Below are 7,866 nucleotides of genomic sequence, written 5' to 3' on the forward strand. Positions count from 1 at the left end.
GAAGTTTCACTCGAACCTTCAACGATACCGTCAAAGGTATGTCCACTCTCGCATCGCTGGATGCCATCAGCCGCCCGCTCGACGACCCGGCCCGGCTCGGCCGTGCCCTCGACGAACTGCTCACCGAGCGGCCTGCTCTGCTCGCGCTCGGCGAGCCGACTCACGGGATCGAGGCGTTCTCCTTGCTGCGCAACGAAATCCTCGGCCACCTCGTCGAGCAGGGATACCGGTCGATCGTGCTGGAAACCGACTTCTTCGCCGCGTCCATTGTGGACGACTACGTGGCCGGTGCGCCGGCCGAGATCGACACCGTGCTCGCGACCGGATTCAGTCACGGGTTCGGCGGCGTGCCGGGCAACCGGGAACTCGTCGAATGGCTCCGCGCGCACAACGCCGGCCGCGCACCGGCAGACCGGGTTCGCTTCTACGGCTGCGACGCGCCAGTGGAGTACGCCGGCGCGCCAAGCCCGCGGCGCGCACTGTTCGCGGTCAACGACTGCCTGCCGGCGGCGCTGCGGCCGGCCTCAGCCCGTGACCTCGATGCGCTACTCGGCCGTGACGGGGACTGGACGAACGAGGCGGCCATGTTCGATCCGGCGGCATCGGTCGGCGGCTCCGATCGCGCGCTCGCCCTGCGTGTCGTCGCGGACGATCTGGCCAGCGCGCTGCGCCGCGCGGCACCTAGTCTGCGCGCGGCCGACCCGGACGGCTACCACCGCGCCCTCGCACACGCGCGCACGGCCCAGGGCCTGTTGCGTTATCACGCGGCCATGGCCGGCCCCGCCCCCGACCGCATCGAGACCCTGGGCAGTCTGCGCGCCGAAATGATCGCCGAGAACCTCCTGACGATCGTCGCGCAGGAACAGCGGCGCGGGCCGACTTTCGTGTTCGCACACAACGCGCATCTGCAACGCAGGCAGTCACCGGACGTGCGCTGGGGGAATGCCGGCGCGCTCGTCGGGCTCGCGCTCGGGGAGCGCTACCAGTTCGTGGCGACCGACGCCAGCCCCGACAGCGAACCGGGCACGCTCCAGCGCGTGCTGGCCGAGGCGACTACCCGCCGCACATTGTTTCCGGCACCGGCCCTGCGCGCCGCGCTTCCGCCGTCGATCGGCCCGAGCGCACCGATCGTGCCCGGCCATATCCCGTTGGCTCCCGCGGACCTCGACGGCGCCGCAGCGGTCGTCTTCATCACGGACACCGACGGAAAGCGGCATCAATACTGGTAAATCCAGCGGCGCAGCGTCTCGTGATCTTGTTGCCCTCGCGCGGGTGTGTTTGCTTGCCAGGGCATCGAGTTGGCCCCTCGCGTTACCGAGTTGGCTCGAGGCGTCACCGAGTTGGCCGACCGCCCTCGCCGAGAGCAAACTCAGCAACCGGACCAGCCAACTCGGCACCGCAGCGAGCCAACTCACCGCCGCAACGGGCAAATTCGGGTGCTGCCTAACCGATGTCGTTGCGGCGTTCGACGAGGACGGTGTCGTGCCACGTGCCGTCGCGCTGGGCGATGCGTTCGCGGATGCCGATGGTGCGGTAGCCGGCGGCGTGGTGCAGGCCGATGCTGGCGCGGTTTTCGGTGAAGATGGAGGTTTGCAGGGTCCAGATCCCGGCGTCGTCGGCCGCCATCACCTGCCGGCGGACCAGGGCTTTGCCGATGCCCTGGCCGCGGTGGCCGTCGGCGACGTAGAGGGAGGTTTCGGCGACGCCGGAGTAGCACTCGCGGGCGGACACGGGTGCGGCGGCGGCCCAGCCGACGACATCGCCGCCGAGTTCGGCGACCCAGCGGTGCTCCGGTAGCCATCTCCGGTCGAGCGCGGCGCGGCTGGGGACGCTGGTTTCGAAAGTCGCGGTACCGGTGTCGATGCCTTCGCCGTAGATGCGCCGCACTGCGGGCCAGTCCTCGTCGTGCAGGGCACGGACGACGACACCGCTGGGGACGTCGGCGGGGCAGCAGGGGCGCGGGGCGAGCAGCCCCATGACGGCGTCCGCGGCGTGGGGGAGCCCCGTGCAGCAGGCGGCGTTGACGGTCACCCAGGTCGCGGTGCCTTCCTTGCGCATCAGCACGAAGCCGACGTCCGCGAGCTTGCGGACGTGATGCGAGCAGGTGGACTGCGAGATGCCGAGCGTCTCGGTGAGCTGCCCGACGGTCAGCCCACGGGGCGCGGTGGCGACCGCGTGCAGGAGCCGCACCCGCGTGGGCTCGGCCAGGCAGGCGAACCAGCCGGCGTAGGTGGCCGCCTCGTGGTCGGGCAGGACGTTCGCCTGAGCGGCCGTGGTCGTCATGCGATCAGTATCGGCGCGATCCCCAGTCGCGTCAATCGATGACGGTCGATAAAGGCAGGCTGGCGAACGGGCCCACACTGCCCGACTCACCTTCACCCGTTCTCGCCGGCTCGCCCGAACCTCAGCCGCAGCACCCCTCCGACGGCGAGGCGTCCGTGAGCGGCACCGCGATCCGGGCCGGCGCGTCGGCGGGTTTGGTGGCGCGCACGATCGCCGAGTGCATCCCGTCGGCTGCCGCGTGGGTGGGGGTGATGCCGATGTCGGTGAACCCGGCCGCGGCGAGCCCGTCCCGGTACTCGGTGAACGACAACGCTCCGGCGATACAACCGACGTAGTCCCCGCGCGCGGCGCGGTCGGCCGGGGTGAGTTCGTCGTCCGCGACGACGTCACTGATCCCGATGCGCCCGCCCGGGGTCAGCACGCGGAACATCTCCGCGAACACCGCGGGCTTGTCCACCGACAGGTTGATCACGCAGTTCGAGATGACCACGTCGACCCGGTTCGCGGGCAGCGGGACGGCCTCGATGTGGCCCTTGAGGAACTCGACATTGCCCGCGCCGGCCTTGCGGGCGTTGTCCAGGGCGAGGGCGAGCATCTCTTCGGTCATGTCCAGCCCGTACACCTTGCCCGACGGACCGACGCGGCGCGCGGACAGCAGGACGTCGATCCCGCCGCCGGAACCGAGATCCAGCACCGTCTCGCCCTCGCGAAGCTCGGCGACGGCCAGCGGGTTCCCGCACCCGAGGCTGGCCAGTACCGCCTCATCGGGCAGGTCCTCGCCGGTCAGGTCGCCGTAGAGGCCGCCGGTGAGCTCGCTCGGGGAGCACGATCCCTCGCCGCAACACGAACCCCGCTCGCCGCCGCTGACCGCCACCGCCGCCGCGGCGTACCGCTCGCGGACCTGTTCGCGTACGCGCTCGTCTTGATCCACCATCACGCATCTCCCTGGTTCATCGACCACTGTCGATGAATAGCCTGCACCTTGACTCGATGGACGTCAAGATAGGCATCTGTTTAAATAGAGCCATGTCGAATCAGTTGCCGATCGTGGACGACGTGTGCTGCACGCCGCTGGTGCGGGAACCGTTGACCGAACCGCAGGCCGTCGAGCTGGCGCGGATGTTCAAGGCCGTGGGTGATCCGGTCCGGTTGCGGCTGCTGTCGCTGATCGGCTCGCACGACGGGGGTGAAGCCTGTGTGTGCGATCTGATCGGCGCGTTCGACCTGACCGGTCCGACGATCTCACACCACCTCAAGGTGCTGCGCGAGTCCGGGCTGATCACCGGCGAGCGGCGCGGCACGTGGATCTACTACCGGGCCGAGCCCGACACCCTCGCCCGCCTGTCCACGTTGCTGCAGCCGGCCGCGGCGGTGACCGCGTGACCACCACCAGCACCGCGCCGGCCACCGTCGTCGGCAAACTGTCCACACTGGACCGGTTCCTGCCGGTCTGGATCGCCGCCGCGATGGTCGCCGGCCTGCTGGCCGGCCGGTGGATCCCGGGTCTGGAGGCCGGCCTGAACGCCGTCGCCATCGACGGGATTTCGCTTCCCATCGCGCTCGGGCTGCTGGTCATGATGTACCCGGTGCTGGCGAAGGTCCGCTACGACCGGCTCGACACCGTCACCCGCGACCGCAAGCTGCTGCTGCCCTCGCTGATCCTCAACTGGCTCGTCGGGCCGGCGCTGATGTTCGCCCTCGCGTGGCTGCTGCTGCCGGATCTGCCCGAGTACCGCACCGGGCTGATCATCGTCGGGCTCGCGCGCTGTATCGCGATGGTGATCATCTGGAATGACCTCGCGTGCGGCGACCGCGAGGCCGCCGCGGTGCTGGTCGCACTCAACTCCGTGTTCCAGGTGATCATGTTCGGCGTGCTCGGCTGGTTCTACCTGTCGGTGCTGCCCGGCTGGCTCGGCCTGGAGACCACCAGCCTCGCGGTGTCGGGATGGCAGATCGCCAAGAGCGTGCTCATCTTCCTCGGGATCCCGCTCGTCGCCGGCTACCTGTCGCGGCGGCTGGGGGAGCGCGGCAAGGGACGCGACTGGTACGAGAACCGGTTCCTGCCCAAGATCGGCCCGATCGCACTGTACGGGCTGCTGTTCACGATCGTGATCCTGTTCGCTCTGCAGGGGCACCAGATCACCAGCCGCCCGCTCGACGTCGCCCGTATCGCCCTGCCGCTGCTGGCCTATTTCGCCCTCATGTGGGCCGGGTCCTACCTGTTCGGCAAGGTCATCGGGCTGAGCTACGAACGCACCACCACGCTCGCGTTCACCGCCGCGGGCAACAACTTCGAACTCGCCATCGCCGTCGCGATCGCCACGTTCGGTGTCACCAGCGGTCAGGCACTCGCCGGCGTCGTCGGCCCGCTGATCGAAGTGCCGGTGCTCGTCGCCCTGGTCTACGTGTCCCTGGCGCTCCGCCGGCGCTTCGCACAGTCCACAGTGGAGAGATCATGAGCCGACCCGGCGAACCCGCCTGTCAGGATCTCGAAGACTGCCGGCTGTCGGCCACCCACGTCCACACGCTCCTGGGCCGCGAAGCCGACGAACTCGCCGGCCACTTCCGCGGCGTGTTCTCCATCGAAACCGTCGAAGCCCTCATCGAGGACTCCTACGACCGCCTCGCCGCCCACGCCCGCATCCGCACCCACCTGCCCGTCCTGGCGGCTCGCTTCGCCCGGGAACGCCTCGAAGCCGTCGCCAAGACCCAAGGAGTCACCGTGTCCACCACGCCCGAAGTCCTTTTCGTGTGCGTCCACAACGCCGGTCGCTCGCAGATGGCCGCCGCGCTGCTCGACCACCACGCACAGGGCCGCGTCGTCGTGCGCTCCGCGGGATCGGCACCCGTCGACTCGATCAACCCTGCCGTCGTCGAGGTCATGAAGGAACTCGGACTCGACCTGTCGAAGGAATTCCCCAAGCCCCTCACCACCGAAGCCGTCGAAGCCGCGGACGTCGTCATCACCATGGGCTGCGGCGACGCCTGTCCCGTCTTCCCCGGCAAGCGCTACCTCGACTGGCAACTCGACGACCCCGCGGGCAAGTCCGTGGACCAGGTCCGCCCCATCCGCGACGAGATCGACCGCCGCGTCCGCGCCCTGCTGGCCGAACTCGTGCCGGCCGGCGCCTGAAATCCGGCCCGTCTCCGCCGGATCGTTGAACGGTTTCTAGAACACCGCGACTTCCGCGCCGACGGGAAGGGCCGCGTAGTAGCGCGCCGAATCGGCGGGGGAGAGGTGGACACAGCCGTGCGAACTGGACACGAGACTTCCCTCGTGAAAGGCGATGCCACCGGCGGCGAAGAACACCGCGTTGGTCATCGGCTCATTGAATTCGGAGCTGACGTGATGGGCGTCCTTCCACTGCACGTGGAACACGCCCGTGGGAGTGGCCACTGAATCGTCCGCGCCCGCGGTGCCGGGCATCACCGGAACCGGGCCGTAGACGACCTTCCCGTCCTGTTGTAGCCAGCTGATCCGGAGTTGCTCGTCGACACAGGCCACCGCGCTGGGCGGGCACTGGTTCACCACCACGGCCTGTTGCCCGCCCGTGGCCGGCGGCGCCGGGGCGGTCGTCGCGGCGGCCACCGGTGCCGGATGCTTCACCGGCGAGGGCGCCGCGGCGGACTCGCCGGAGACGCGAACCAAGGTCCAACCGGTCAACGCGGTCAAAATGGACAGTGCCAGCATCGTCAAGCCCCGGCTTCGTCCCAGCTTCGCGCGCCTGATCGTCACCACCACCCGTTCGACGGTTCTCGGGGAAGCAACGCTACCTCAGCACCCGGGGGCGTGACCCGCATGTCCACGCCGCCCGGCTCCGGTCCGGTCGCGGGTGCCCGACACCGCGGCCGCTTGAGATCTTGCCGAGCACCCCGGCCTGTAAGTGAGTCCCCGTGCCGGGCCATCGGGCGCTGTCAGCGGTTCATCAGCGCGAAGACGCCCCATCCGAGGTATTCGCGTTGGTATCGGGCGTAGCGTGCGGGGGCGGAAGCGAGTTCCGTGCGCATCTGCTCGGCCAACTCGTCTTCGGGATGTGCGTCCAGCCAGCGGCGGATGCTGAGCCACTGAGCCACTGAGCCGCGACGTAGCGGTCCCAGCTGTCCTGGTCGGCGAGGACCATCTCCACGACATCACAACCGAGATCCCCGAAGTGCTCCAGCAGGTCCGGAAGCGGGCGGAAGTCGTCTTCGCTGGTGGCGTGACAGCCTTCGATCGCGGCCTGGTTCGGAGGTTGCCGGCGCCAGTACGGTTCTCCGATCAGCATCGTGCCGCCGGGACGCAGGCTGCGCCGGAGCAGGTCCACGGTGCCGGCGACGCCACCACCGATCCAGGTCGCACCGACACACGACCCGATGTCCACCGGATCGTCGGCCACGTGGTTCGACGCGTCGCCATGGGTGAAGGTGACCTGCTCGGCGACGTCCAGTTCGAGCGCTCGTGCTCGGGCCGCGGCCAAGAACACGGTGCTGATGTCGACGCCGGTTCCGGTGATGTGGTGATCGCGGGCCCAGGTGCACAGCATCTCGCCCGAGCCACAGGCCAGGTCGAGCATCCGGGTGCCGGGCGGTGGGTTCAGCGCCTGGCCGAGGGCTGCCAGTTTCTCGCTGGTGAACGGGTTATGGATGCGATGGCTGTGCTCGCGGATGGTGAAGCTACGGGGAAGATCCACTTCTGGGATTCCGATCGTCTTGGCTGGCAATTCGTTCGCCGCGCACGCGGGCGGGGTCGGCTTCTGGAGGAACTGTGCCTGCGTCGGGCCGAGGATCAGGGTCAGGTACAGCGCAGGCAGGTCCGGGATGGTGACCATACCGAGGTCGGTCAGGATCTCTGGCCTTCGTCCAGGGACCGGATCAGATGCCCGGTCGCCGCCCGGGTTTAGTCTACGTGATCGTGCCGGCTGTTCGTGCTGGTCAGGCCCACCGGGTCGAAGAGGCGCTCCCGCATGACGTCGTCCCAGGACACGCTGGCCACCGCGCTCGACTGGTCTCGCGACCGTGCCACCGCCGCCACGGACACGATCCAAAGTCACCCGGCCCTGGCCGATCCCCTCGCTCTACAGGCCACTGCCCCGACACGTGCACCCTCACCACCGGACCGGACCGCCTGAGCCCGGCGCAACGCCAAGCACTCGAAACGTGCGGCACGCGAATCGCGCCACTACATCCTCGATAGCCGGGAGGCGCATGAGGCGTTCGAGTTGGTGTCCTGCTGGTCTGCCCTGGCCGGAGGCTGCGGCCGCGGCGGGATCAACTCGCCGTCACTGCTGCGATACGTCCTTTATGGACACCGCGGAGGAAGTGGAGCAAAAGGCGGCACTATTTGCGACTCGACACGAGCACGGCACTGGGTGGCGCGGTCACGCCCACGGCGAGCATCTGCGTCGCACGCCCGTCGGCGACCTCGCGCATGATGACCTCGCAGCGCGGCTTCGTGTCGATCTTCAACCGCCTGGTCCGGCCAACTCCGGCCCTGCATTCGGCCGTTCGGGTACTGCGGTCTTGAAGAATGAGGTGATCTCACCAACGATTGGTGTCTGGGTTCGGACGACACGGGCAAAGCAATCCATATAGGACAGTGCCCCT

The 7,866-nt window shown here is 68.9% G+C and carries 10 protein-coding genes and 1 pseudogene; 5 read left to right on the forward strand and 6 right to left on the reverse strand.

Translation table 11 applies throughout. The annotated features are described in order from the left end of the window. The first annotated feature begins 38 nt into the window (after window positions 1–38). The gene (locus FG385_RS01980; protein ID WP_139094810.1) at window positions 39–1,229 is read left to right on the forward strand and encodes an erythromycin esterase family protein; all 1,191 of its coding nucleotides are present in this window, start codon (window positions 39–41) and stop codon (window positions 1,227–1,229) included. A 214-nt stretch (window positions 1,230–1,443) separates the two neighbouring features. Here the strand turns inward: FG385_RS01980 and FG385_RS01985 are convergent, their stop codons facing one another. After that, on the reverse strand, window positions 1,444–2,283 hold the full coding sequence (locus tag FG385_RS01985; RefSeq protein ID WP_139094811.1) for a helix-turn-helix domain-containing GNAT family N-acetyltransferase: 840 nt from the start codon (window positions 2,281–2,283) through the stop codon (window positions 1,444–1,446). A 121-nt stretch (window positions 2,284–2,404) separates the two neighbouring features. Beyond that, window positions 2,405–3,217, reverse strand: a complete 813-nt coding sequence (gene arsM / locus FG385_RS01990) for an arsenite methyltransferase (RefSeq protein WP_139094812.1) — start codon at window positions 3,215–3,217, stop codon at window positions 2,405–2,407. Window positions 3,218–3,309: 92 nt separating this feature from the next. Here arsM and FG385_RS01995 point away from each other — a divergent pair, with 92 nt between their 5' ends. From FG385_RS01995 to FG385_RS35405, 4 genes and pseudogenes are all read left to right on the forward strand, one after another. Further along, complete coding sequence (locus FG385_RS01995) at window positions 3,310–3,666, forward strand: ArsR/SmtB family transcription factor (RefSeq protein ID WP_139094813.1); 357 nt, start codon at window positions 3,310–3,312, stop codon at window positions 3,664–3,666. Further along, window positions 3,663–4,742: an ACR3 family arsenite efflux transporter gene (arsB, locus tag FG385_RS02000; RefSeq protein ID WP_139094814.1), complete on the forward strand. Its 1,080-nt coding sequence runs from the start codon at window positions 3,663–3,665 to the stop codon at window positions 4,740–4,742. The genes FG385_RS01995 and arsB overlap by 4 nt, the downstream gene beginning before the upstream one ends. Then, window positions 4,739–4,975: pseudogene (locus FG385_RS35400) on the forward strand (three-helix bundle dimerization domain-containing protein); the annotation flags it as partial. The gene arsB and the pseudogene FG385_RS35400, both read left to right, overlap by 4 nt. Before the next feature lie 30 nt (window positions 4,976–5,005). After that, window positions 5,006–5,416, forward strand: coding sequence for an arsenate reductase ArsC (locus tag FG385_RS35405; protein WP_200834262.1), 411 nt, complete (start codon window positions 5,006–5,008; stop codon window positions 5,414–5,416). A gap of 36 nt (window positions 5,417–5,452) precedes the next feature. On the opposite strand, the gene FG385_RS02010 is transcribed toward FG385_RS35405, so the two are convergent. The 4 genes from FG385_RS02010 to FG385_RS35235 form a co-directional block, all read right to left on the reverse strand. Further along, window positions 5,453–6,019: a L,D-transpeptidase gene (locus FG385_RS02010; protein WP_235022324.1), complete on the reverse strand. Its 567-nt coding sequence runs from the start codon at window positions 6,017–6,019 to the stop codon at window positions 5,453–5,455. A 190-nt stretch (window positions 6,020–6,209) separates the two neighbouring features. Beyond that, on the reverse strand, window positions 6,210–7,091 hold the full coding sequence (locus FG385_RS02015; protein ID WP_200834252.1) for an SAM-dependent methyltransferase: 882 nt from the start codon (window positions 7,089–7,091) through the stop codon (window positions 6,210–6,212). Between the two features lie 68 nt (window positions 7,092–7,159). Then, complete coding sequence (locus tag FG385_RS35230; protein WP_268815893.1) at window positions 7,160–7,294, reverse strand: hypothetical protein; 135 nt, start codon at window positions 7,292–7,294, stop codon at window positions 7,160–7,162. A 305-nt stretch (window positions 7,295–7,599) separates the two neighbouring features. Then, window positions 7,600–7,728 (reverse strand): hypothetical protein, encoded by a 129-nt coding sequence (locus FG385_RS35235; RefSeq protein WP_268815894.1) that lies wholly within the window; start codon window positions 7,726–7,728, stop codon window positions 7,600–7,602. Window positions 7,729–7,866: the final 138 nt, after the last annotated feature.

This window comes from Amycolatopsis alkalitolerans, assembly GCF_006152065.1.
GTDB lineage: Bacteria > Actinomycetota > Actinomycetes > Mycobacteriales > Pseudonocardiaceae > Amycolatopsis_E > Amycolatopsis_E alkalitolerans.